Annotated in this window: 20 protein-coding genes; 4 read left to right on the top strand and 16 right to left on the bottom strand. The window is 72.8% G+C overall.

The window, feature by feature from the left end:
- Nucleotides 1-178: 178 nt before the first annotated feature.
- The 16 genes from ACIRD3_RS39680 to rsmH form a co-directional block, all read right to left on the bottom strand.
- On the bottom strand, nt 179-1564 hold the full coding sequence (locus ACIRD3_RS39680; RefSeq protein WP_402226803.1) for a DivIVA domain-containing protein: 1386 nt from the start codon (nt 1562-1564) through the stop codon (nt 179-181).
- Nucleotides 1565-1623: 59 nt separating this feature from the next.
- The gene (locus ACIRD3_RS39675) at nt 1624-1905 is read right to left on the bottom strand and encodes a YggT family protein (protein WP_030060143.1); all 282 of its coding nucleotides are present in this window, start codon (nt 1903-1905) and stop codon (nt 1624-1626) included.
- Between the two features lie 99 nt (nt 1906-2004).
- Complete coding sequence (locus ACIRD3_RS39670; RefSeq protein ID WP_030060144.1) at nt 2005-2619, bottom strand: cell division protein SepF; 615 nt, start codon at nt 2617-2619, stop codon at nt 2005-2007.
- 306 nt (nt 2620-2925) lie between these two features.
- A complete protein-coding gene (locus ACIRD3_RS39665) occupies nt 2926-3714 on the bottom strand; it encodes a YggS family pyridoxal phosphate-dependent enzyme (protein ID WP_402226799.1) in 789 nt (262 codons plus the stop codon).
- Nucleotides 3714-4445, bottom strand: a complete 732-nt coding sequence (pgeF, locus tag ACIRD3_RS39660) for a peptidoglycan editing factor PgeF (RefSeq protein WP_402226797.1) — start codon at nt 4443-4445, stop codon at nt 3714-3716. The genes ACIRD3_RS39665 and pgeF overlap by 1 nt, the downstream gene beginning before the upstream one ends.
- A complete protein-coding gene (gene ftsZ / locus ACIRD3_RS39655; protein ID WP_402226794.1) occupies nt 4442-5683 on the bottom strand; it encodes a cell division protein FtsZ in 1242 nt (413 codons plus the stop codon). The genes pgeF and ftsZ overlap by 4 nt, the downstream gene beginning before the upstream one ends.
- A gap of 363 nt (nt 5684-6046) precedes the next feature.
- The gene (locus ACIRD3_RS39650) at nt 6047-6823 is read right to left on the bottom strand and encodes a cell division protein FtsQ/DivIB (RefSeq protein WP_402226791.1); all 777 of its coding nucleotides are present in this window, start codon (nt 6821-6823) and stop codon (nt 6047-6049) included.
- Nucleotides 6816-7922: an undecaprenyldiphospho-muramoylpentapeptide beta-N-acetylglucosaminyltransferase gene (murG, locus tag ACIRD3_RS39645; RefSeq protein WP_350522495.1), complete on the bottom strand. Its 1107-nt coding sequence runs from the start codon at nt 7920-7922 to the stop codon at nt 6816-6818. Before murG ends, ACIRD3_RS39650 begins: the two co-directional genes overlap by 8 nt.
- Before the next feature lie 6 nt (nt 7923-7928).
- Nucleotides 7929-9299, bottom strand: a complete 1371-nt coding sequence (gene ftsW / locus ACIRD3_RS39640; RefSeq protein ID WP_402226788.1) for a putative lipid II flippase FtsW — start codon at nt 9297-9299, stop codon at nt 7929-7931.
- Nucleotides 9300-9408: 109 nt separating this feature from the next.
- A complete protein-coding gene (murD, locus tag ACIRD3_RS39635; protein ID WP_402226785.1) occupies nt 9409-10848 on the bottom strand; it encodes a UDP-N-acetylmuramoyl-L-alanine--D-glutamate ligase in 1440 nt (479 codons plus the stop codon).
- Entirely contained in the window at nt 10845-11906 is a 1062-nt protein-coding gene (mraY, locus tag ACIRD3_RS39630) for a phospho-N-acetylmuramoyl-pentapeptide-transferase (RefSeq protein WP_402226812.1), read from the bottom strand. The genes murD and mraY overlap by 4 nt, the downstream gene beginning before the upstream one ends.
- Nucleotides 11906-13309, bottom strand: a complete 1404-nt coding sequence (gene murF / locus ACIRD3_RS39625; RefSeq protein ID WP_402226783.1) for a UDP-N-acetylmuramoyl-tripeptide--D-alanyl-D-alanine ligase — start codon at nt 13307-13309, stop codon at nt 11906-11908. The genes mraY and murF overlap by 1 nt, the downstream gene beginning before the upstream one ends.
- Nucleotides 13306-14958: a UDP-N-acetylmuramoyl-L-alanyl-D-glutamate--2,6-diaminopimelate ligase gene (locus ACIRD3_RS39620; RefSeq protein WP_402226780.1), complete on the bottom strand. Its 1653-nt coding sequence runs from the start codon at nt 14956-14958 to the stop codon at nt 13306-13308. Before ACIRD3_RS39620 ends, murF begins: the two co-directional genes overlap by 4 nt.
- A gap of 7 nt (nt 14959-14965) precedes the next feature.
- Nucleotides 14966-17089, bottom strand: a complete 2124-nt coding sequence (locus ACIRD3_RS39615) for a peptidoglycan D,D-transpeptidase FtsI family protein (protein WP_402226809.1) — start codon at nt 17087-17089, stop codon at nt 14966-14968.
- 56 nt (nt 17090-17145) lie between these two features.
- Nucleotides 17146-17634, bottom strand: a complete 489-nt coding sequence (locus ACIRD3_RS39610) for a hypothetical protein (RefSeq protein WP_402226777.1) — start codon at nt 17632-17634, stop codon at nt 17146-17148.
- 156 nt (nt 17635-17790) lie between these two features.
- Entirely contained in the window at nt 17791-18765 is a 975-nt protein-coding gene (gene rsmH / locus ACIRD3_RS39605; RefSeq protein WP_402226775.1) for a 16S rRNA (cytosine(1402)-N(4))-methyltransferase RsmH, read from the bottom strand.
- Between the two features lie 539 nt (nt 18766-19304).
- Here rsmH and ACIRD3_RS39600 point away from each other — a divergent pair.
- From ACIRD3_RS39600 to ACIRD3_RS39585, 4 genes are all read left to right on the top strand, one after another.
- Nucleotides 19305-19847 (top strand): beta-class carbonic anhydrase, encoded by a 543-nt coding sequence (locus tag ACIRD3_RS39600; RefSeq protein ID WP_402226772.1) that lies wholly within the window; start codon nt 19305-19307, stop codon nt 19845-19847.
- A 363-nt stretch (nt 19848-20210) separates the two neighbouring features.
- Nucleotides 20211-21155, top strand: coding sequence for an AAA family ATPase (locus ACIRD3_RS39595; protein ID WP_402226806.1), 945 nt, complete (start codon nt 20211-20213; stop codon nt 21153-21155).
- Between the two features lies 1 nt (nt 21156).
- Complete coding sequence (locus tag ACIRD3_RS39590; RefSeq protein ID WP_402226771.1) at nt 21157-22479, top strand: DUF58 domain-containing protein; 1323 nt, start codon at nt 21157-21159, stop codon at nt 22477-22479.
- The gene (locus ACIRD3_RS39585; protein ID WP_402226769.1) at nt 22476-24917 is read left to right on the top strand and encodes a transglutaminaseTgpA domain-containing protein; all 2442 of its coding nucleotides are present in this window, start codon (nt 22476-22478) and stop codon (nt 24915-24917) included. The genes ACIRD3_RS39590 and ACIRD3_RS39585 overlap by 4 nt, the downstream gene beginning before the upstream one ends.
- Nucleotides 24918-25113 lie beyond the last annotated feature (196 nt).

Below are 25113 nucleotides of genomic sequence, written 5' to 3'. Positions count from 1 at the left end.
CCCCCCCCCCCCCCCCCCCCCCCCCCCCCCCCCCCCGACCCCCCACCCTCCCGAAAGCCACCACCCCACCAGCCCCGCGCCAGCGGAACCTCACCGCCCCACCCCACCACACAAAAAAGCGCCCCCTCCCCAACCCGAAGGTCAGAAAGGGGACGCCCCAAAAAGCCCAGCTACAACCTCAGTTGTCGCCGTCCTCGTCGATCAGGAAGCCCCGCATCGGCGCCGGAGCCTGCTGCATCGGCTGCGGCGGCTGCGGCCGGACGGCCGCCATCGGCTGGGTCATCCCGGCCGGCTGCATCTGCGGAGCCCCGCTGTTGCCACCGTTCGACTGCCCACCGAAGCTCGGCGAGGACCCACCGAAGGAGCTGTTCCCGCCGAACGACGGCGAGTTGCCACCGAAGGACGGCTGGTTGCCACCGAAGCTCGGCGCACTCCCCATCGAGCCCGCACCGGCCGGCGCCATCGACGAGGCCGCCGGCGGCAGCGACGCGGTGGCGGGGATCCGCGGCGGGGCGAGCGAGTCGTCGGCCTGCGACTCCAGCTGGCGCAGCTGCGTCTCCAGGTACGACTTCAGACGCGTGCGGTACTCACGCTCGAACGCCCGCAGGTCCTCGACCTTGCGCTCCAGCGTGGCCCGCGCGGACTCCAGCGACCCCATCGCGACGCGGTGCTTCTCCTGCGCGTCCCGCTCCAGCGCGTCGGCCTTGGCACGGGCGTCGCGCTCCAGGCCCTCGGCCCGGCTGCGCGCCTCGCCGACGATCTTGTTGGCCTCGGAACGGGCCTCGGAGATCGCCTGGTCGGCGGTCTGCTGGGCGAGCGCCAGCACCCGCGCGGCACTGTCGCCACCGGGACCCTGCTGCTGCATCGGGCCGCCGAGCGGGCCGCCCATCTGCTGCCCGCCGCCCATGGAGCCACCCATCGGCTGCATCTGCTGCTGGCCCATGCCCTGACCCATGCCGGGGCCCATGCCCTGACCCATACCCTGGCCCATGCCCTGGCCCATCGGGTTGCCCATCTGCTGCGGACCACCGGGGCCGCCCATGGGCTGGAGCATCTGACCGCCCATCGGCTGGACCAGCTGCTGCTGGCCGCCCATGGTCTGGTTCATCTGCTGCTGCGGGCCGCCGGCCGGCGGGAGCTGCGGCGCGGAGCCGGCGGGCAGGCCGAGGGGCTGGTTGCCCATCTGCTGCTGCGGGCCGCCGGGCCCCATCTGCTGGGGACCACCCGGGCCCATCTGCTGCGGGCCGCCGGGGCCCATCTGCTGCGGGCCGCCCGGGCCCTGCTGGCCGGGGACCGGCGGGCCGGATATGGCGGCCGGCACCGGCGCGCCACCCTGGCGGGGGGCGTCCTGCGGCGGCTCCTTGCGCAGGTTGGCCTGGTTCTGCGCGGCGGCACGAGTCGCGGCGGCCAGCTTGGCCCGCAGGTCCTCGTTCTCCCGGAGGAGGCGGGTCAGCTCCGCCTCGACCTCGTCGAGGAAGGCATCGACCTCGTCCTCGTCATAGCCTTCACGCAGGCGGACGGTCGTGAACTGCTTGTTCCGAACGTCCTCGGGGGTCAATGGCATCTCTTCACCTCAACGTGATCGTCGGCACACCGGCATCCTGTCGCATCGCTCACCTACGACTAGGGGTGCACAAGCGAGATCAGGACATACACAATGATCATCAGTACGAAGAAGGACAGGTCGAGCGCCACGCCCCCGAAACGCAACGGCGGAATGAGCCGCCGAAGAAGCTTGAGCGGCGGATCCGTGACAGTGTACGTGGCCTCCAGGACCAGGACCATGGCCTTGCCCGGCCGCCACGAACGCGCGAACTGGAAGACCCAGTCCATGACCAGCCGTACGAGCAGGAACACCAGGAAGACGGTCAGGGCGTAGTAGAGCACCGCCCACACGATGTCCATCGCGTTTCCCTCTCCCCGGTCCCGAGCCCTCGGGCCCGCCGCTCGTCACCTGTCGCTAACCCACTGTCGATCAGATCCACACGTAAAGTCGTGGCCGGGTCAGCTCTGGTTGAAGAACCCACCCTCGGCGATCCGAGCCTTGTCCTCCGCCGTGACATCGACGTTAGCAGGCGACAGCAGGAACACCTTCTGCGTCACGCGCTCGATACTGCCGTGCAGACCGAAGACGAGTCCAGCGGCGAAGTCTACGAGCCGCTTGGCATCGGTGTCGTCCATCTCGGTCAGATTCATGATCACAGGGGTCCCGCCGCGGAACTGTTCCCCGATGGTACGGGCCTCGTTGTAGGTCCGGGGGTGCAGCGTGGTGATGCGGTAGGGCTCTCGTTCGTTCACTACCTTGGGCATGATCACCGGGGCGCTCTTCTCCAGGTTGTGGCGGCGTTCGGGTGTGATGGACGACACGGGGGCCATCCTCGGGGTCTCCTGCCGGATCGGCACCGCCGCGGGCACCGGCTGGGGCGTGATCGAGGAGACCGGGGCGGGCGTGGCGGCAGCCGCGGCGGCCGGCCGGGGAATGTCCTCGGTCCGCTGTCCCGTCCGGATCGGCTCGGGGTCCGCGTCGTAGTCGTCGTCGGGGTCGTACCCCTGGCCGTCGTACGTCTCGTCCTCCACGAGGCCGAGGTAGACCGCCATCTTGCGCATTGCGCCGGCCATGCTCCTGTCTCCTCCGCTCATGGCCACCCAGCTGGCGCCCGGTGGCTGCTTCGCGAAGCCGCGCCCTTCCGACGGCCGCTCGCTTCGCTCACTCCGTGGGGCCGGCTCCGCTTCCCGGCGACCCGGGCCGTACGACCCTGCCTGCGGATTCCGCGGCCCGTCCACGACGGCGCGTCAGGCCGACGGCCTGTCAGGGTTCGTGGAGTGGGGGCCGCGGAGCTGCGATCCACGGTTCGCTAGCGCTCCGGAGAGCTGCTAGATTCTGTCCTATTTTGTCCTGCAGTCTGATCTACTTACTCGGTGACGTTACCTGAGGGGTGACCTCACTCCGAGTACCGCCGTTCCGACGCGCACATGTGTCGCCCCGGCGGCAATCGCCTGCTCAAGGTCACCACTCATCCCTGCGGAGACCATGGTGGCAGCCGGATGGTCCGTCCGTACGGCGGTTGCGATTTCCGCCAGTCGATCGAAGGCCCGGGCCGGGTCCCCGGCCAGCGGACCGGCCAGCGGAGCGACGGTCATCACACCGTCCAGCCGCAGCCCGGGCGTGTCGGCGATCGCGTCGGCCAGTTCCGCGACGTCCTCCGGCGCGACCCCGGCCCGGTGCGCGCCCTCGCCGTGCGCCTTGTCCAGCGCCACCTGCACCAGGCAGCCGAGTTCGGGGCGCTCCGACTTGAGCACGGCCGCCGAGAGCGACTCGACCAGCCGCAGCCGGTCCACCGAGTGCACGTGGTTCGCGTACCGGACGACCGAGCGGACCTTGTTGGTCTGCAGCTGTCCGACGAAGTGCCAGTCAAGAGGAAGGTTTCTGCACTGCTCCGCCTTGGGAGCGGCGTCCTGGTCCCGGTTCTCCGCCACGTCCGTGACCCCGAGACCGGCCAGCAGCGCCGTGTCCTCGGCGGGGTAGGTCTTGGTGACGACGATCAAGGTGACCTCGTCCCGCGCCCGCCCGGCGGCCGCACAGGCGGCCGCGATCCGGCGCTCGACCACCTCCAGGTTGGTCCCGAGCTCCTCGTACCGGGCCCGCTGGCCCTCGGTCAGCGCGGCCGAGAACTCCGGGCCCCCCGGGAACGGTCCGTAGATGTCGTTCGTCATCAGTGATCAGAGCCCAACCAGACGTAGCTCGCGAGCCGGCCCGTGCGCTGCTCGCGACGATAGGAGTAGTGATCGGCGGATTCGAGGGTGCAGACCGGTGATCGCACCAGCTCGCCGACCCCCGCCGCGGCCAGCTGGGCCGCGACTCCCTCCGGCACGTCCAGGGCCGGGGTCCCCCACGAGGTCTCGGCGAAGGCCTCCGGCACCACGGCGGTGACCTCGGCGCGCAGTTCGGCCGGCACCTCGTAGCAGCGGCCGCAGACCGCGGGGCCGGTGGCGGCGGTGATCCGCCCCGGCTCGGCCCCCAGTTCGACCATCGCCCGGACCACGGCGGGCACCACCCCTGCCGCGAGCCCGGGCCGCCCCGCGTGGGCCGCGCCCACCACACCCGCCACCGGGTCGGCCAGCAGCACCGGGGTGCAGTCGGCGGTGAGCACCGCCAGCGCGAGCGGCCGGTCGGTGACCACCCCGTCGACCGTCGGGGCCTCCCCCAGCGGCTGGCGCTCCGTCACCACGGCGACCTCGGCCCCGTGCACCTGGTTCATCCAGACCACGTCGGCCGGTTCGAGCCCCAGCTCCCGGGCGGCGAGCGCCCGGTTCTCCCGGACGGCCTCCGGATCGTCCCCCACCGCGCCGCCGAGGTTGAGCTCCCCGTACGGCGAAGTGCTCACCCCGCCCCACCGGTCGGTGAAGGCGAAGTGAGCACCCGTGTGTACCGCGTGATCGATCACTTAAGGAAGTCCGGCACGTCGAGCTCCTCGGCCGGGCTCTCCACGTACGGCTGCCGGCCCACCGGCTGCACCTGCGGCGGCACCGGGGCGGCCGCGGTGGTGGCCGGGGTCTCGGCCTGACGGGTCGGGGCGGAGGTCTGGGCCTCGCCCTCCGAACGGGACGTCACCGAGCCGATGCTCCCGTACGACGGCCGGCCGGCCGGGCGCTCCGGGGCGGCCGCGGTGGTGGCCGGGCGCTCCGGAGAGGCGGCGGTGGACTTCACCACCGGGTCGCGGACGATCGCCGGCGGCTGCCCGCCGTCGAAGCCGGCCGCGATGACGGTGACGCGGACCTCGTCGCCGAGCGCGTCGTCGATGACCGCACCGAAGATGATGTTGGCCTCGGGGTGGGCGGCCTCGCTGACCAGCTGGGCCGACTCGTTGATCTCGAACAGGCCGAGGTCGGAGCCGCCCGAGATGGAGAGCAGCACGCCGCGGGCGCCGTCGATCGAGGCCTCCAGCAGCGGCGAGGAGATCGCCATCACGGCGGCGGCCTTGGCGCGGTCCTCGCCGCGGGCCGAGCCGATGCCCATGAGCGCCGAACCGGCGTCCGACATGACGGACTTGACGTCCGCGAAGTCGAGGTTGATCAGACCCGGGGTGGTGATCAGGTCGGTGATGCCCTGGACACCGGAGAGCAGGACCTGGTCGGCCGAGCGGAACGCGTCGAGCACGCTGACCTGGCGGTCCGAGATGGACAGCAGTCGGTCGTTGGGGATGACGATGAGGGTGTCGACCTCTTCGCGCAGGGCGGCGATGCCGTCCTCGGCCTGGTTGGCCCGGCGACGGCCCTCGAAGGTGAAGGGGCGGGTGACCACGCCGATGGTCAGGGCGCCCAGCGAGCGCGCGATGTTGGCGACGACGGGCGCGCCGCCCGTGCCCGTGCCACCGCCTTCACCGGCGGTCACGAAGACCATGTCGGCCCCCTTGAGGACCTCCTCGATCTCCTCGCGGTGGTCCTCGGCGGCCTTGCGGCCGACCTCGGGGTTGGCGCCGGCGCCGAGGCCCCGGGTGAGTTCACGGCCCACATCGAGCTTGACGTCGGCGTCGCTCATGAGGAGGGCCTGCGCATCGGTGTTGATCGCGATGAACTCGACGCCCTTGAGACCGACCTCGATCATCCGGTTGATGGCGTTGACACCACCGCCGCCGATACCGACGACCTTGATGACTGCGAGGTAGTTCTGCGGTGCTGCCACGTCGAAGGCCTCTCGCCTCGAATTTCCGGGTCGGCCCGGCCCGGCGAGGGTCCGTTCCGACGGATGTCGATGGGTAGGGAGCCTGGTTTCTGACTGAATGTCCGAAATGCCGACCGCCGACCCCAACCCTAAACTTGACCTTTAGGGTTAGTCCTGTGCCTCCGTCACATCACCAAGGGACACAGTCTGGTGACACAGGACACTAGGTGGCCCCGGGCACGCGTTTCAACGAACACGCCGAGCTTCCCTTTTTCTTTTGAGCCTATGTGATCATCAGCCGGCATAGGAAACCGGGGTGACCACCAAGGGTCGGGCCGACACTTCGAGGCGTCAACCCCTCCCTCAGGCACAGAACCTACCGGATCATCCCGACACCGCCGGCGCCTCGGGCGCCGTCACGTCGAAGTTCGTACCCTTCTGATTCATCAGTGCCACCAGAACCCGGGCCTTCCGGTCGATTTGTTCCGGGCTCCCCCAGCGCACCGTCGCACCCCCGCTGAGCTGCAGCTGGATGTCGTCGTACGAGTGCACGAGCACCGCCCCGGCCCGCTTGGCGACCTCCGGCGGCAGCCCGGCGGCCACCGCCACCGCGCCCTGGACCAACTGCGAACGGGAAATCACCCCGTCCACGTCGTTCGCCTGCTGACTGAGCCGCAGCTCCACCACCGGCACGCCCGCCGGCGGGGCCGCCTCGGTGGCGAAGCTCACGCCCGAGGCGTCCACCTGGGTGAACCGGCCGTCCTCCCCCTTGACGGCCGCCACCGCCTTGCGCTGGACGACCTGCACCTGCAGGGTGTGCGGCCAGCCCCGCCACACCTCCGCCTTCGACACCCGGGGGATCGCCTCCACCCGGCGCCGGACGTCCTCCAGGTCCACCCGGGCCAGCGGGCCGTCGCCCAGCCCGCCGATCGCGTCGCGGACCTGGGCCGCCGTCAGTCGGTCGTCGGTGGTCCCCTGGACGGCGACGCTGCGCACGTCCAGCACCGACGAGAGGAACACCAGCCAGGCCAGCCCGCCCAGCACCGCGGCGCCGAGCACGCTCAGCACCACGACGCCCCGCCGGGAGAGCCGGAGGCGAGGAGCGGACTCCTCGTCCTCCAGCTCCGCCTCCAGCGGATCGGCGGGCCGGCCGTCAGCCACGGCGGCGACCGCCGCGGTGGGCCTGGATGGCCTCGTAGACCATGCCGACCAGCAGGTCGTCGGCGTCCCGGCGGCCGAACTCGGCGGCGGCCCGGCTCATGTCCCACAGCCGCTGCGGGTCGGTGAGCACCGGCAGCACGTTCTGCAGCACCCAGTCCGGGGTCAGCTCGGCGTCGTCGACCAGCAGGCCGCCGCCGGCCTTGACCATCGGCTGGGCGTTCAGCCGCTGCTCGCCGTTGCCGATCGGCAGCGGGACGAAGGCGGCGGGCAGGCCGACGGCCGCCAGCTCGGCCACGGTCATGGCGCCGGCCCGGCAGAGCATCATGTCCGCGGCCGCGTAGGCCAGGTCCATCCGGTCCAGGTACGGCACCGGGCGGTACGGCGGCATCCCGGGGACGTCCGCGACCTGCGGCAGCTCGTTCTTCGGGCCGACCGCGTGCAGGATCTGCACGCCGTACTGCTGCAGCCGCGGGGCGATCGCGGTGACCGTCTCGTTGAGCCGGCGGGCACCCTGGGAGCCGCCGGAGACCAGCAGGGTGGGCAGTCGCTGGTCGAGGCCGAAGTAGTGCCGGGCCTCCGGACGGGCCGCGTTGCGGTCCAGGGTGGCGATGGTCCGGCGCAGCGGGATGCCGATGTACCGGGAGTCGCGCAGCTTGCTGTCGGGCGTGGAGACGGCCACGAAGTCGCTGTAGCGGGCGCCGATCTTGTTGGCCAGGCCCGGACGGGCGTTCGCCTCGTGGACGACGATCGGCACACCGGCCCGCTTGGCGGCCAGGTAGGCGGGCATGGCCACGTACCCGCCGAAGCCGACCACGGCGTCCGCGTTGACCCGCTCGATGATCTCCTGGGCGGCCCGCACGGTGCCGCGCAGCCGGCCGGGGACGGTGATCAGCTCCGGGGTGGGCTTGCGGGGCAGCGGGACGGCCGGGATGAGCTCCAGCTGGTAGCCGCGCTCGGGTACCAGCCGGGTCTCCAGTCCGCGCTCGGTGCCCAGGGCGGTGATCCCGATGGACGGGTCGTGCCTGCGGAGTGCGTCCGCGAGGGCCATGGCCGGCTCGATGTGACCGGCGGTCCCCCCGCCGGCGAGTACGACATGCACCGAAATTCACCGCTCCCTGCGTGCCGGCCCGGGGGCCGGGCGCGCTGTGGTTCGTCGTCGTGTCAGCACCCGGGCCAGTCGCTTCCTGATCCGGGAGTTCTTGCTCCGGGCGGCCAGGGCCGCCTTCGCGCCCGAGGTGCTGCGTGCCAGGCACAGCAGCACACCGATCGCGGACATGGCCGACAGCATGGCGGAGCCGCCGTAGGAGAACAGCGGGAGCGGGACGCCCGCGATGGGCAGCAGTCCCAGCGCCGACCCCAGGTTGATCATGGCCTGCGCCATGATCCAGGTGGTGGCGGCTCCCGCGGCGTACCTGACGAAGGGATCCTTCGTGCCGATGGCCACACGGATACCCGCGTAGCCTAGTGCCGCGAAGAGACCGATCACCGACAGCGTCCCCACCAGGCCCAGTTCCTCGCCGGTCGCGGCGAAGATGAAGTCGGTGTGCGCCTCGGGCAGCTGGCCCCATTTCTCCACGCCGGCGCCGAGGCCGGTGCCGAAGCCGCCGCCGTTCGCGAACGCGAAGACGCCGTGCAGGGCCTGGAAGCAGGCGCCCTCCGGGTCGAGCTTGGTGACGCCGATGCAGCCGAGCCGCTCCGCCCGGTGCGGGACGGTGACGACCAGGGCGGTGCAGACCACCACCGCCACGCCGAGGGTGGCCACGAACAACCGCAGTGGCGCGCCGACCATCCAGAGCAGCGCGAACACCATGGCCACCAGGATCATCGAGGTGCCCATGTCGCCACCGAACATGATCAGCGCGAGCAGCAGCAGGGCTCCCGGGACCAGCGGCACCAGCAGGTGCTTCCAGGAGTTCAGGGTGCCGGTCTTCTGCTTGCGGGCGAGCAGGTCGGCGCCCCAGAGCACCAGCGCGAGCTTGGCGAACTCGGAGGGCTGGAACTGGAAGAAGCCGAAATCCAGCCAGTTCTGGTTGCCGTTGATCCGCACCCCGATGCCGGGCACCGCGACCAGCGCGAGCGCGCCGATCACCCCGAACATCACCGGGTAGACGATCACCCGCAGCACCGCCACCGGGACGGAGGCGAAGCCGATCAGCAGGACGAGGCCGAGGATGGCCGCGATCAGCTGCTTGAGGAAGTAGTACTGCGCCGCGTGGTGCTGGTTCAGGGCCAGGATCTGCGAGGCGGAGAAGACCATCATCAGGCCGAGCACGACCAGCAGCAGCGTGCTGCCGACGACCAGCAGGTAGGGCGTGAGCGGCCGGTCCAGCCAGTACCGCAGCCGGGCCCGGAAGGCCTGGACGCGGACCAGCGGACCGGCCGACTTGTACTTGGTCGTGGTGGCGGAGATCACTCGCCACGGCTCAGCGGCGTCCTGCTTCCCGACCCCGGAATCCGCCTTGCCCTGCCCCGCCACCGATCTCCCCATCCTTCATGCGGCTCGTTCGCCCCCGGATCGCTCCGGACCCGGCGCCGACGGTCGGCGCGGCCCTTCGGCTCACTCGCCGTGGCTCACTCCCGGTGGCTCACTCGCCGGTGTCCGCCAGCTCCCGGACGGCCGCCGCGAACAGGTCGCCGCGCTCGCCGTAGTTGGTGAACATGTCCATCGAGGCGCAGGCCGGGGCCAGCAGCACCGTGTCACCCGATCGGGCGAGCGACGCGGCCGCGCGGACGACCTCGGCCATCGCCACCGCGCCAGTCTGGCCCTCGGCCGCCTCGATCACCGGCACATCCGGAGCGTGTCGCTCCAGCGCCTCGCGGATCAGCGCCCGGTCCTGGCCGATCAGCACCACCGCGCGCAGCCGCTCGGCCGCGCCCTGCACCAGGTCGTCGAAGGTCGCGCCCTTGGCGAGGCCGCCGGCGATCCAGACGATCGGCCGGTAGGCGGCCAGCGAGGCGGCCGCGGCGTGGGTGTTGGTGGCCTTGGAGTCGTCGATGTACGTGACCTCGCGGACCACACCGACCTCGGCGATCCGGTGGGCGTCCGGGCGGAAGGCCCGCAGGCCCTCCCGGACGGCCTTCGGCTCGACGCCGTACGCCCGGGCCAGCGCCGCCGCGGCGAGCGCGTTGGCGATGTTGTGCGGCGCCGGCGGGTGGACGTCCTCGACGGCGCCCAGCTCGGCCGCGTTCTTGGCCCGGTCCTCGACGAAGGCCCGGTCCACCAGCAGCCCGTCCACCACGCCGAAGTTCGACGGGCTCGGCGCGCCGAGGCCGAAACCGATCGCCCGGCAGCCCTCCTCGACGTCGGCCTCCATGACCAGCGCCTCGGTGGCCGGGTCGGCCAGGTTGTACACGCAGGCGACGACGTTGCCCTCGTAGATCCGGCCCTTGTCGGCGGCGTACGCCTCCATCGAGCCGTGCCAGTCGAGGTGGTCGGGCGCCAGGTTGAGCACCGCCGCCGAGTACGGGCGCAGCGAGGGCGCCCAGTGCAGCTGGTAGCTGGAGAGCTCGACGGCGAGCACGTCGTACGGCTCCTCGGCGAGCACCGCGTCCAGCACCGAGACCCCGACGTTGCCGACGGCGGCGGTGCGCTTGCCGGCGGCGGTGAGGATCGAGGCGAGCATCTGGACGGTGGTGGTCTTGCCGTTGGTGCCGGTGACGGCCAGCCAGGGGGCGGGCTCGCCGGTGCCCGGCAGCGGCTTGCGCAGCCGCCAGGCGAGCTCGACGTCGCCCCAGACCGGCACCCCGGCCGCCTCGGCGGCGGCGAACAGCGGGCTGTCCGGCGCCCAGCCGGGCGAGGTGACGATCAGCCGGGTGCCCTCGGGCAGGCTCGCGCCGTCGCCGAGGCGCACGGTGACGCCCTGCGCCTCCAGCTCGGCGGCCCGGGCGGTCAGGCCCGGCCCGCTGCCGCCGTCCACGACGGTGACGCGGGCGCCGAGCCCGTGCAGGACGCGCGCGGCGCTGATGCCCGAGACGCCGAGTCCGGCGACGACGACGGGCAGGTCGATGAAGTCAGGATTGGTCATCCGGTCCGGTATCCCGCGTAGAAGAGGCCGAGGCCGACGGCCACACAGAGGCCCTGGATGATCCAGAAGCGGACCACGACCAGGACCTCGCCCCAGCCCTTGAGTTCGAAGTGGTGCTGCAGCGGCGCCATCTTGAAGACGCGCTTGCCGGTCATCCGGAAGGAGCCGACCTGGATGATCACCGACAGGGTGATGATCATGAAGAGGCCGCCGAGCAGGATGAGCAGCAGCTCGGTGCGGGAGCAGATCGCCAGACCGGCCAGGCCGCCGCCGAGGGCGAGCGAGCCGGTGTCACCCATGAAGATCTTGGCGGGCGAGGTGTTCCACCACAGGAAGCCGAAGCAGGAGCCCATCAGGGCGGCCGCGACCACCGCGAGGTCCAAGGGGTCGCGGACGTCGTAGCAGCTGGCGGTCGCGGTGACGGTGTAGGCGCAGCTCTGCCCGTACTCCCAGACGCCGATGAAGGTGTAGGCGCCGAAGGCCATCACCGAGGCGCCGGTCGCGAGACCGTCCAGACCGTCCGTCAGGTTCACGCCGTTGGAGGTCGCCGCGATCATGAAGTACGCGAAGATGACGAACAGCACCGGGCCGATCGACCACTTGAAGTCGCGCACGAAGGACAACGACTGCGAGGCCGGGCTGAGGCCGCGGTCGTCGTGGAACTGCAGCGCCAGGACGGCGAAGGCGAGTCCGACGAGCGACTGGCCGGCCAGCTTCGCCTTGGCCCGCAGACCGAGCGAGCGGCGCTTGACCACCTTGATGTAGTCGTCCAGGAAGCCGACCAGGCCGAGGCCCGCGGTCAGGAAGAGCACCAGCAGCCCGGAGATGGTCGGGCTCTCGCCCGTTATCGCCTTGGTGGCGAAGTACGCGATCAGGGTCGCCAGGATGAAGGCGATGCCGCCCATGGTGGGCGTGCCCTTCTTGCTGTGGTGCGCCTTGGGGCCGTCGTCGCGGATGTACTGGCCGTAGCCGTGCCGGGCGAGCAGCTTGATCAGGGCGGGCGTACCGGCCAGCGAGAGGATCAGGCCGATCATCCCGGAGAAGAGGATCTGCTTCATCATCGGGCAGCACCGTCCGCCAGGAGGGCCTCGGCCACCTTCTCCAACCCCACCGAACGGGACGCCTTCACCAGGACCACATCCCCCGGCCGCAGCTGACTGCGCAGCAAATCGACCGCCGCGTCCGCGTCGGACACCAGCACCGACTCCTCACCCCACGAACCTTCGTTCCTCGCGCCGAGTTCCATGCAGGCCGCCTCGCGTCCGCCGACCGCCACCAGCTTGGTGACGTCGAGCCGGACGGCGAGCCGCCCGATGGCGTCGTGCTCGGCCAGGCTGTCCTCGCCGAGCTCCCGCATCTCGCCGAGCACCGCCCAGGTGCGCCGGCGCTCCGGGCCGCGACCCCCCATCGAGACCAGCGCCCGCAGCGCGGCCCGCATCGAGTCGGGGTTCGCGTTGTAGGCGTCGTTGACGACGGTGACACCATCGGCCCGGTCGACGACCTCCATGCGCCAGCGGGACAGCGCACCCGCCTCGCCCAGGGCTGCCGCGGTGTCGTCGACGGACATCCCGAGCTCCACCGCCACCGCGGCGGCGGCGAGGGCGTTCGAGACGTGGTGCTCACCGTACAGGCGCAGCTGCACGGGCGCGGAACCGGCTGGGGTGGTGAGCGTGAACGATGGCCGTCCGGTGGCGTCCAGGCGAACGTCGGTGGCCCGGACGTGGGCGTCCGGGGACTCCCCGAACAGGACCACCTTGGCCTTGGTGCGGGAGGCCATCGCGCGCACCAGGCGGTCGTCCGCGTTGAGGATGGCGGCGCCGTCCGCGGGCAGCGCCTCGACCAGTTCGCCCTTGGCCTCGGCGATCGCCTCCTTGGAGCCGAACTCGCCGACGTGGGCGGTGCCGACGTTCAGCACCACGCCGATCCGGGGCGGGGTGATCGAGGCGAGGTACTCGATGTCGCCCTTGTGCCGGGCGCCCATCTCCATCACCAGGTGCCGGGTGCCGGCCTCGACCCGCAGCGCCGTCATCGGGTGGCCGATCTCGTTGTTGAGCGAGCCGGGCGGGTAGACGGTCGCGCCGTGCCGCTGGAGGAGCTGGGCGATCAGGTCCTTGGTGCTGGTCTTGCCGGCCGAGCCGGTCAGCCCGACCACGGCGGTGTTCTCGGCGCGGGCGACCACGGTACGGGCCAGCCTGCCGAGTGCCTCCACCACACTGTCGACCAGGACGGCGGGCACGCCGACCGGGCGGGAGGCCAGCACCGCGACGGCGCCGGCCTCGACCGCGGTGGTCGCGTAGTCGTGGCCGTCCACGTGCTCGCCGACGAAGGCCGCGAACAGGCCGCCGGGGCTCACCTTCCGCGAGTCGACCTCGACCGGGCCGGTGACCAGGACGTCCGGGTCCGCGCCGTCCAGGGTGCCTCCGACTGCGGCGGCCACCTCGGCGAGGGTCAGTGCGATCACTGCTGCTCTACTCCTCGGTCGCCCCGCACGGCCGTGGTCCGCGCGATGGATTCGCGCAGCACCTCGCGGTCGTCGAAGGGGCGGATCTCGTCTCGTACGTACTGGCCGAGCTCGTGGCCCTTGCCGGCCACCAGCACGGTGTCCCCCGCCTGGGCGCGGGCGACGGCGAGTTGGATCGCCTCGGCCCGGTCGGGGACGACCAGGACGGCCCCGCGCTCGGCCTCGGGCACCGCGGCGGCGCCGGTCAGCATAGTGGCGAGGATCGCCAGCGGGTCCTCGCTGCGAGGGTTGTCGCTGGTCAGCAGGGCGGTGTCGGCGAGACGGGCGGCGATGGCGCCCATCGGGCCGCGCTTGTGCGGGTCGCGGTCGCCGCCGCAGCCGACGACGACGTGCAGCCGGCCCTTGGTGACCTCGCGCAGCGAGGCGAGGACGGCCTGCAGGGCGTCCGGCTTGTGCGCGTAGTCCACGACGGCCACGAACGGCTGCCCGGCGTCCACCCGCTCCAGCCGGCCCGGCACGCCGGGGACGGCGGCGACGCCCGCCACGGCCCGCTCCAGCGGCAGCCCGGCGGCGACCAGCACGGTGATCGCGGCGAGCGCGTTGGAGACGTTGAACGGGCCGGGCAGCGGGACGGCGGCGTCGGCCTCGGCACCGGCCGGGCCGAGCACCCGGAAGGTCGAGCCGATCGGGCCGAGCTGGACGTCCACGGCCCGCCAGTCGGCGTCGGGGCGGCCGGCGGCGGAGAAGGTGGTCACCGGGATCTTGGCCTCGGCGGCCAGCCGGCGTCCGTACTCGTCGTCCACGTTGACCACGCCGTGGCGGGACTTGCCGGGCTGGAAGAGCCGGGCCTTCGCCTGGAAGTAGTCCTCCATGTCCGGGTGGAAGTCGAGGTGCTCGGGCGTGAGGTTGTTGAACAGCGCGACGTCGTACGCGACGCCGTCGGTGCGTCCGAAGACCAGGGCGTGGCTGGAGACCTCCATGGTCACCGCGTCGGCGCCGCGCTCGGCCATCACGCCGAGGATCGCGTGCAGGTCGGTGGCCTCGGGCGTGGTGCGCTCGCTCTTGATCCGCTCCTCGCCGACCCGCATCTCGACGGTGCCGATCACACCGGGGGTGCGCCCGGCACCGCGCAGACCTCCCTCGACCAGGTACGAGGTGGTGGTCTTGCCGTTGGTGCCGGTCAGCCCGAGCATCAGCAGCCGCTCGGACGGGCGGCCGTAGACGATAGCGGCGAGCTCGCCCATGACGGCCCGCGGCCGGTCCACGACCAGCAGCGGCAGGCCGGTGCCGGCCGCCAGCTCGGCGCCGGCCGGGTCGGTGAGCACGGCCACCGCGCCGGACTCCGCGGCCTTGGCGGCGAAGGCCGCGCCGTGGTGGTTGGCGCCCGGGAAGGCCACGTACACATCGCCCGGGCGGACCGCGCGGGAGTCGTGGGTGACGCCGCTGACGGCACCGCCCTCGACGGGCGCGAGACCCAGCTGGACGGCCAGCTCGGGGAGCGGCAGAACGGCGGTCCCGGTCGGACGGGGCGGACTCACGGTGGTTTGATCGGGTTTCGGCACGGCGGGAAGGCTATCCGCCGAAGGGTGCCCAGGGCCAAACCGGCCCCGCGCCGCGCCGTCGGCCGGCCCGACCCGCTCCTCGCTCATGCTCCGCTCACGGCTTCCACTCGACGGGCAGGTTGGGCGCCTGGCTGCCGCTCGGCGGGACCTGCATGGTCTTCAGGGTGAACTCCATCACCTGCTTGAACACCGGTCCGCACAGCTGGCCGCCGAAGTGGCCGTTGACCGGGCCCTGGAGGGTGCAGGAGACGGTGTACCGGGGGGCGTCGGCGGGGGCGAACCCGATGAAGGAGGCGGTGTAGCCGTCGTACCCGACGCCGTTGGCCGCCCCCCGGTTGGCGGTACCGGTCTTGCCGGCGACCCGGTAGCCGGGGATGGCGGCCTTGCCCCCGGTGCCCTGCTCGTCGTCGACGACCGACTCCAGCATCGAGGTGAGGGTCTTGGCGGTCTGCTCGCTGACCACCCGGGTCTGCTCGCCCGCCGGTGTCGGGGCGTACTTGCCGTCCGGGCCGGTGACGCCCTGGACGATGCTGGGCGCGACCCGCACCCCGCCGTTGGCGATGGTGGAGTAGACCGAGGTGGCCTGCAGCGCGTTCATCTGCAGCGGTCCCTGCCCGAAGGAGATGTTGTACTTCTCCGAGGCGACCAGGTCCTCCGGCTTCTTGAGCATCCCGGAGGCCTCGCCGGGGAAGTTCAGGCCGGTCGGCTGGGCGACGCCGAACTTGCGCATGTAGCCGTCCAGCACCTTGTTGGCCTGGAGCTGGTCGCCGCCGCCGAGGGTCTCGACGGCCTCGATGGTGCCGATGTTGGAGGACTTGGCCAGCACCCCGGCCAGGGTCAGGTACCAGTCGCCGTGCTCGACGTCGTCCTTGAACTGCTGACCCGCGCGCACCAGCCGGTTGGGCACGGTGACCCGGGTGTCCCAGTTGGCCTTGCCGGAGTCCAGGACGGCGGCCAGGCTCATCAGCTTGGCGGTGCTGCCCGGCTCGTAGGCGTCACCCAGCGCCGGGTTGCCCAGCTGGGACTGCTTGGACAGGCTCAGGTCGTTCGGGTTGAAGCCGGGCGCCGCGGCCATCGCCAGCACCTGACCGGTCTTCACGTCCTGGACGACGACGTAGCCCTTCTCCGCGCCGGAGTTGGCCACCTGGTCGGTGATCGCCCGCTGGGCGGCCCACTGGACGTCCCGGTTGATGGTCAGCTTCACGTCACTGCCGGGCACGGCCGGGTCCAGCGTGCCCCCGGCGGTGGGCACCAGCCGGCCGCCCGCCTGGGCGTAGCTGCTGTGGCCGTCCTTGCCGGCCAGCTGCTGCTGGTACTGCAGCTCCAGCCCGCCGGCGCCCGCGCCCTCGCCGTTGACGAAGCCGATCAGGTTGGCGGCCAGCCCGTCGGCCGGGTAGACGCGCTTCTGGGTCTCCTGGTTGAACACCCCGGCCAGCGGGTTGGCGCACTCGTTGTCGACCCGGGTGCGCCCGCCCTGGTCGGCGGGCTTGCCGAGCAGCTTCTTCTGCGCCTGGCAGGCGCGCGAGCCGGCCTGCTTCTCCAGGCTCGACTTGAGGTCGCTGATCTGGTTCTTCGCGGCCGGGGTCTGCGCGGCGGCGAGCCGCTTGTAGCGGGTCTTCGGGGTGCGCAGGTCGGCGGCGATCTTCTCCTTGGACACACCGAGGATCGGCGCGAGCAGGGCGGCCGCCTGCTCCGGCGCGTCCGGGATGCCGGTCGCCGCCGGGGTGAACATCGCCGGGTCGGCGGTGATGTCGTACGCGTCGACGGTGGCGGCCAGGGCCACCCCGTCGGCCGACGTTATCGAGCCGCGCTCGGCGGTGATCGGGATGTTCAGGTAGCGGTTGGTGTTGGCGTCGGCGGCCAGCGCGTCCGAGTCGACCAGCTGGAGCTGGACGAGACGGCCCGCGAACACCGAGAACACCAGCGACATCGCCACGGTGATCACCCGCAGCCGGCGCTTCGGCTCGGCCAGCTTGAGCGCCTTGGGACGCTGCGGCGGCTTCGGGCGCGGCCGCACCGCGGCCTGACCGCGAGCCGGCGGACGCCCCTCGGGACGGCGCTGCTGCGGGGTGCGCCCGGTGCTGCGGGAGGCGGCGGCCTTCGCGGACTGCGCCTTCGCCGACTGACCGCGCGCCGGCTGGGCCTTGCCCGGCTGCCCCTTCGCCGGCTGCGGCCGCCCGGCGGCGGACTGACCGCGCGGCGCGGCACCCCTGGGCACCGGACGACGGCCGTTGCCGGAGCCGGAGCCGGAGCCCCCGGAAGGCTGACGAGTGGTCACCGCGCGCCACCCCCGCTCGGCGCGGCCGGCGAGGCCGGGTTGAGCTGGATCACCGAGTCACCGGCCGAGGCCGCCGTCGTCGGCGTGGCCGGTACGGCCGGAGCCTGCGGCTGGGGCACGGGCGACTGTCCGGCGTTCGGCTGGGTGCCGCCCGGCACGGGCTTCGTCGGCCACGGCTCGACCGTGGAGCGCTTGACCGGCGGGCTGTCCTGCGCCGGCCCGGGCGTGCCCAGCACCTTGCCGCCGTTCGGGACGTCCAGGAAGGCCATCCCCCCGGCCGGAATCATGCCCAGCTCGGCGGCCCGCTTGGCCAGCGCGTCCGGCGCGGAGCTCTGGTCGATCTCGTGCTGCAGGCTCTGCTGCTCGTCGGTCGCCTTGGTGGTCTGCTTCTGCAGCCGGGACAGCTCGAAGGAGCCCTCGTTGAGCGCGGTGTTCAGCGCCAGCAGCCCGAGCAGCCCCGCCGCCAGCAGCACCACGACGAGCACCGCGAACGGCGTGCGCCCCCTGACCGGGCGCTTCCCCGGCCGGACCGTGATGCGCGCCCTGCCCTGTCCGGGGAGACCTCCCCGCCCCGCCCGGACCTCACCGGCCACCGGCCCCACTGCTCTCCTCCGCCCTTCGGACCTCGCCGGGACCGGTTGTCAGCCCCGCTTGTTCCGGTCCCTGATCCTCTCCGCCACCCGCAGCCGTACGGGCGCGGCGCGCCGGTTCTCCTCGATCTCCTCCTCGGTGGCCAGCTCGGCACCGCGGGTGATCAGTTTGAGCCAGGGCTGGTGCTCCTCCGGGATGAACGGCAGCCCCGGCGGGGCGGTGCTGGTCGCCCCCGCGGCGAAGTACTGCTTCACCAGGCGGTCCTCCAGCGACTGGTAGGACATCACCACGATCCGGCCACCGAGCGCGAGGACGTCCAGCGCCCCGGGGATCGCCCGGTCCAGGACCTCCAGCTCGCCGTTGACCTCGATCCGCAGCGCCTGGAACGTCCGCTTGGCCGGGTTCCCGCCGGTGCGGCGGGTCGCCGCCGGAATGGCGTTGCGCACCAAATCGACCAGACGCGCGCTGTTGGTGAACGGTTCCTTCTCCCGCTCCCGCAGGATCACCGAGGCGATCTTCCCGGCGAACCGCTCCTCGCCGTAGACCTTGAGGATCCGGGCCAGGTCGCCGTGGCTGTAGGTGTTCAGCACCTCCGCCGCGCTGATCCCCCGGGTCTGGTCCATCCGCATGTCCAGCGGCGCGTCCTGCGCGTAAGCGAAGCCGCGGTCCGCCTCGTCCAGCTGCATCGAGGAGACGCCGAGGTCGAACAGGACGCCGTCCACGCGGTCCACGCCGAGGCGCTCCAGCACCTCGGGGATCTCGTCGTACACGGCGTGCACCAGGGTCGCCCGGTCGCCGAACCGGGCGAGCCGCTCGCCGGAGAGCTTCAGCGCCTGCGGGTCGCGGTCCACCGCGATGAGCCTGACCTCGGGGAACTGGGTGAGCAGCGCCTCGCTGTGCCCGCCGAGGCCGAGGGTGGCGTCCACCACCACGGCTCCGGGCTTCGAGATCGCGGGGGCCAGTGCGTCCATGCACCGCTGCAGCATCACCGGAACGTGCTTCGGGCCCGGTTCGTTGGTGGTCATGCGCGGTGGCGCCCTTCCTCGGTGCGGAGCAGCCCGACGTCCGGGAGCTGCGACCATTCTCGCCCACCTGCTCCCGGCACGACGAAGCGGCCCGTGGTCCCCGCCCGCTCAAGGGGAAGGTCGTGACCGCCCGGCGCCGGGGAAGGTGCGCCAGGTGAGCACGGAGCGGGTGGAGGCCACGGACCGCGTCGACCGGGTTGCACCGGCCGGGAAGGCCCGGTTGACGGGCTCCGGCGGGTGTGCTCCACTGCGCCGCAAACTCTATCGCGCGGGCCCTGCCAGTCAATGGTCCGCTCCGGCGCACCACCCGGGCGGCGGTACGGATCACCGCAGGTCGCGGCCGTTGGGGTGGCCCGGTGGCGGCCCGATCCGGGGGCCCTCGGACACCGTCGCGCGCCCCCTCCCAGCGACTGCGTACGACCCACTCCGGTACCAGCTCGGACAAACCCTCCCGTTGTGGCTATGCGCTCGATCACAGCAGCGGGTTCTGTAGCTCTCCACCCCACCGCGGACGCCGGATCGGCACTAACGTCGCCGGCATGACAGTGACCCCCGACCGGCCCACGCCGAACGCCGCTGCCGACCCCGCCGGACCCACCATCATCGACCGCTTCGTCGCGGCCAACCGCGAGTACGCGGTGACCTTCCAGGACGGCGGCATGGACGCCCGCCCGGTGCAGAAGATCGCCGTGGTGGCCTGCATGGACGCCCGCCTCGACCTGTTCGCGGCGCTCGGCCTCGAACTGGGCGACGCGCACGTCATCCGCAACGCCGGCGGCGTCGTCACCGACGACACCATCCGGTCGCTGACCATCAGCCAGCGCGCCCTCGGCACCCGCTCGATCGCGCTGATCCACCACACCGGCTGCGGCCTGCTCGGGCTCACCGAGGACTTCCGCCGCGAGCTGGAGCTGGAGGTCGGCCAGCGCCCGCAGTGGGCGGTGGAGTCCTTCGTCGACCTGGACGGCGACGTCCGCCAGTCCATGCAGCGCGTCCGCACCTCGCCCTTCCTGCTGCACACCGACGACGTCCGCGGCTTCGTCTTCGACGTCCACACCGGCCTGCTGCGCGAGATCGACTAGCCCCGCCCCCGCCCGGCCGACGGCGTCCGGGCACCGTCGGGCCCCTCCCATTCGGGAACGGCCGAATGGTGACTTCGAGCCACCCGGCGGGGGAGAATGCGCCTGCCGGTCGGGCCCCGAACCACCTGGGGCGGCCGGGCCGCAGGCCGCCTCCCCACGCCGGATCCGCCATCGGAACCGGCCCCGGGACGGCCGCGTCAAGCATGGGGTGGGGTCCGGCCTCGGCACGGGGCGGACACAGGTGCCAGGGAGCGTAAACGGGTGACGAGCTACAACGATCAGGCCGGTCTCGGCGGTCCTGCGGGGGGCGAGCAGAGGGCGAACGGGTACCAGCAGGTCGGGCTCCCCGAGCTCGCCGCGGTCGTGGACCGCGTCCGCGCCAACGTCGAGAGCGTGATCGAGGGCAAGCCGGAGGCCGTCCGGATCGCCCTGACCGTCCTGCTGGCCGAGGGCCACCTGTTGCTGGAGGACGTCCCCGGCGTCGGCAAGACCATGCTGGCCAAGGCGCTCGCCCGCTCGGTCGACTGCACCGTGCGCCGCATCCAGTTCACGCCCGACCTGCTGCCCTCGGACGTCACCGGCACCAACATCTACGACCAGCAGCGGCACGACTTCGAGTTCCGCCCGGGCGCGATCTTCGCCCAGATCGTGGTCGGCGACGAGATCAACCGCGCCTCGCCCAAGACCCAGTCCGCGCTGCTGGAGTCCATGGAGGAGCGCCAGGTCACCATCGACGGCACCAGCTACGAGCTGCCCTCGCCGTTCATGGTCGTGGCCACCCAGAACCCGGTCGAGATGGAGGGCACCTACCCCCTCCCGGAGGCCCAGCGCGACCGTTTCATGGCCCGGATCTCGATCGGCTACCCCAGCCCCGAGGCCGAGCTCGCGATGCTGGACGTGCACGCCGGGGCCAGCCCGCTGGAGGACCTCCAGCCGGTCGCGCACGCCGCCGACATCCTCAAGCTGATCGACCTGGTCCGCACCGTGCACATCGCCGACCCGGTCCGCCGCTACGCCGTCGACCTGGTCGGCGCCACCCGCACCAGCCCGGAGCTGCGCCTGGGCGCCTCGCCGCGCGCCACGCTGCACCTGGTCCGGGCCGCCCGCGCCGCCGCCGCGCTGGACGGCCGCGACTACGTCACCCCGGACGACATCCAGCGCCTCGCCGTGCCCGTCCTCGCGCACCGCCTGATGCCGACCGCCGAGACCCAGCTCAGCCGCCGCACCTCCGAGCAGATCGTGACCGACCTGGTCGCCCGGCTGCCGCTGCCGCGCCCGCAGGGCGGCCCGGCCGTCCGGAGGGGCTGAGGTGGCCCAGTCCGACTCGGCGTCGGGGCTGCGGGCCGGGTTCCGCGGCCTCACCACCCGGGGGCGGTCCTTCCTCGCCGCCGGACTCACCGCGGTGGTCTGCGCCTACCTGCTCGACCAGGACGCCCTGCTGCGCGTCGGCGTGCTGCTCGCCGCGCTCCCGCTGGTCGCCGTGGTGGTGGTCGCCAACACCCGCTACCGGGTGGCCAGCGGCCGCCGGCTCAGCCCGCGCCGGGCGGTCGCCGGCCAGGAGGCCCGGGTCCACCTTCGGCTGGACAACGTCTCCCGGGTACCCACCGGGGTGCTGCTCCTGGAGGACAAGGTCCCGTACGTGCTCGGGCCGCGCCCGCGCTTCGTGCTGGACCGGGTCGAGCCGCGCGGCTACCGCGAGGTCTCCTACCGGGTCCGCTCCGACCTGCGCGGGCGCTACCCGCTCGGGCCGCTGCAGCTGCGGCTGTCCGACCCGTTCGGGATGTGCGAGGTGACCCGCGCCTTCACCGCCTGCGACGTCCTCACCGTCGTCCCCCAGGTCCAGGCCCTGCCGTACGTGCGGCTGAACGGCGAGTGGCTCGGCCAGGGCGAGAGCCACAGCCGCTCCCTGGCGCTGGCCGGCGACGACGACGTGATCCTGCGCGAGTACCGGCCCGGCGACGACCTGCGCCGGGTGCACTGGCGCTCCACCGCCAAGTACGGCGAACTGATGGTGCGCCGCGAGGAGCAGCCGCAGAAGGCCCGGGCCACCGTCCTGCTGGACACCCGCGAGATCGGCCACCGGGGCAGCGGCCCCGCCTCCTCCTTCGAGTGGGCGGTCAGCTGTGCCGCCTCGGTGGCCGCGCACCTGCTGGAGCGCGGCTACCAGACGCAGCTGCTCACCGACACCGGACTCGCGGTGCCCGGGCCGGGCGCCGGCGGACGGAACAACGCCGCCGACACCTCCGGGCTGATCCTGGACGCCCTCGCGGTCGCCGACCTGTCCGACGGCGGCACCCTCTCCCGCGCCGAGGAGCCGCTGCGCACCGGCGGCGAGGGCCTGCTGGTGGCCGTCCTCGGCGAGCTGGACGACACGCAGGCCGCCCGGCTGGGCCGACTGCGCAGCCGTACCGGCGGGGCGGTCGCCTTCCTGCTGGACACCGGCACCTGGGCCGGCCTGCGGATGCTGGCCCCGAACACCGGCGGCGAGGAGTTCCGGGCCCGGGTCCGGCAGCTGCGCGAGGCCGGCTGGACGGTGATCCCGGTGAACGCCGGCGACTCCGTGCCGGACCTGTGGCGGGCCGCCGAAGGCGCCAAGACGACCGCCCCCAACCGAGAAGAGGCCGGCGCGTGACCACCCGGGCCAAACTGACCGTCTACGCGGCGCTGGCCACCGCCCTCGCCTCGTTCTGCATGATGCCGCTGCTGACCACCCGCAGCTGGCTGACCCACGCCGTCCTGGTGGTCGCCGTCCTCGCCGGGGCGGGCGCCGGCCTGCGCCGCTCCCCGCTGTACCGCTGGACGGTGCCGGTCGGGCAGCTGCTGGTGCTGCTCCTGCTGATGATCATCGGGTTCACCGGCAGCGTGGTGCCTGGACCTTCCTCGATGCGGGTCCTGGACCACGTCTTCGCGTCCGGTCTGGACGACATCCAGCAGTACGCGATCCCGGCACCGCCCACCGCGGGCCTGCGGCTGATCCTGGTCTCCGCGGTCGGCCTGATCGCCGTCGTGGTGGACACCATCGCGGTGACCTACCGGCGCGCGGCGCTGGCCGGACTGCCGCTGCTGGCGCTCTACTCGGTCGGCAACGGCCTGGCCGGGGAGCACGGCAGCTGGTTCTGGTTCGCCGTCGCCGCAGCCGGCTACCTGCTGCTGCTGTTCGCCGAGGGCCAGGACCGGGTCTCCCGCTGGGGCCGGATCTTCCGCGGCACCGACCGCGGCACGGCGAGCTCCGGCGGCATCAGCCCGGGCGGCCAGCGGGTCGGCGTCCTCGCGCTGGCCGTGGCGGTGCTCCTCCCGGTCGTGCTGCCGCGCTGGGACGCCGGTCTGCTGCACCCCGGCTCCTCGGGCGGTTCCGGCAAGGGCGGCGGCGGGAGCGTGGCGACCAGCCTCGACCCGCTGGTGAGCCTGGAAGCCGCGATCACCAAGCCCACCGACGCCGTGCTGCTCAGCTACACCATGGACAGCGACGTCGCCGACCAGACCTACCTGCGGACCGGCTCGCTGGACCAGTTCGACGGGACCAGCTGGCGGCTCGCCAGCACCGCCGTCAACGACCTCCCGGAGACGCTGCCCAACCCCGAGGGCCTGCGCGACGCCAACGTGCCCCGGATCGAGGGCGACTACCAGATCAGCGACGGGCTGGAGAACAGCTGGCTGCCGATGCCCTACCCGGCGGCCTCCGTCCAGGTCCCCAACCGCGGCGACTGGAAGCTCGATCCGCTGACCCGCACGGTCGTCCCGGTCAACGAGAAGGCGATCCGCGGCCTGCGCTACCACGTCAGCTCGCTGGACCTGCGGCCCACGGCCAACGAGCTGCGCCTCGCGCCGATCGCGCCGCAGGACGTCCGGGAGCACTACACCGCCGTCCCGTCCGACCTGCCGAGCGTGGTCGCCGAGCAGGCCAGGACGATCACCGGCAAGGCGCAGAACGACTACGACCGGGCGATGGCCCTGGTGAACTGGTTCACCGGGCCGGACTTCACGTACGACACCTCGGTCAGCGCCGGCACCGGCAGCAACGCCATCGCGGTCTTCCTGCGCGACCGCCGGGGCTTCTGCGTCCACTACGCCTCCACCATGGCGGCGATGGCCCGGACGCTGAAGATCCCGGCCCGGGTCGCCGTCGGCTTCACCCCCGGCGACACCAAGGGCGGCAACCGCTACTCGGTGACCGGCCGGATGTACCACGCCTGGCCCGAGCTGTACTTCGCGGGCTACGGCTGGACGCGCTTCGAGCCGACCCCGAGCCGCGGCGTCCCGACCCGCTACACCGAGACGTCCACCGCCCCGACCACCGCGCCCACCCAGCACGCGACCGCGGCCGCGCAGCCCACGACGGCCGCCCCGGCGCCGTCCGCCAGTGCGGACTGCAGCGCCAAGCAGCGCCAGCTGGGCGACTGCGGCCCGAAGGGCAAGAGCACGGCCCACGCGAACGAGGAGTCCTGGCTGCTGTCCGGGCAGGTGCTCGGCACCCTCGCGGCCGTGCTCGCGGTGATCGCACTGCTGCTCGTCCCGATGCTCTGGCGCACGGCCGTCCGCCGTCGTCGGCTCGGCGGTGGCGGGCGGCGCCGGCCCGGCGCGGGCGGTCCCGCGGAGCTGACCGACGCCCAGGTGCTGGCCGCCTGGGACGAGCTGGTCGACTCCGCCTGGGACCTCGGAATTCCCCCGGACGAGTCACGCACCCCGCGCTCGGCCGCACGGCGGATCACCGAGAAGGCGGACCTGGACGCGGACTCGGCGGCCGCCGCCGGCCGGCTGGCCCTGGCCACCGAGCGGGTGCTGTACGCCCCGCCCGGGCAGGTCACCACGGCGCCGCTGGCCGCCGACGTGCACACGGCCCGGCGCGGCCTGCGGGCGAAGGCCGGCCGGGCCGGGCGGACCAGGGCGCTGCTGCTGCCGCCGTCCTCGGCACAGCTGTGGTGGCGCATCTCCGACGCGGCACGGGCGGCCCGGACGGTCGTCGGCACCGCGGCGGCCCGGACGGTCGAGGCGGTCTCCGCCCCGGTCCGACGGGTCTTCACCCGGCGGCCCAAGCCCGAGGCCTCCTCGTCGGAGCGTCAGGGGTCCTGAGTCCCGGGCCGGACACGGAAGACGCCGGGGGGGGGGGGGGGGGGGGGGGGGGCGCCCCCGGGGGGGGGGGGGGGGGGGGGGGGGGGGGCGGGGGGGGGGGGGGGAGTTCGGCGGTGTAGCCGGTGCGCTCGACGGTGGCGATCAGGTCCGCCACCGTGACGCCGGGGCCGTAGTCGACCCGGGCCTTCTCGGTGGC

The organism is Kitasatospora sp. NPDC093550, from assembly GCF_044764985.1.
Classification (GTDB): domain Bacteria; phylum Actinomycetota; class Actinomycetes; order Streptomycetales; family Streptomycetaceae; genus Kitasatospora.
This window is presented reverse-complemented; position numbering and strand designations above follow the sequence as displayed.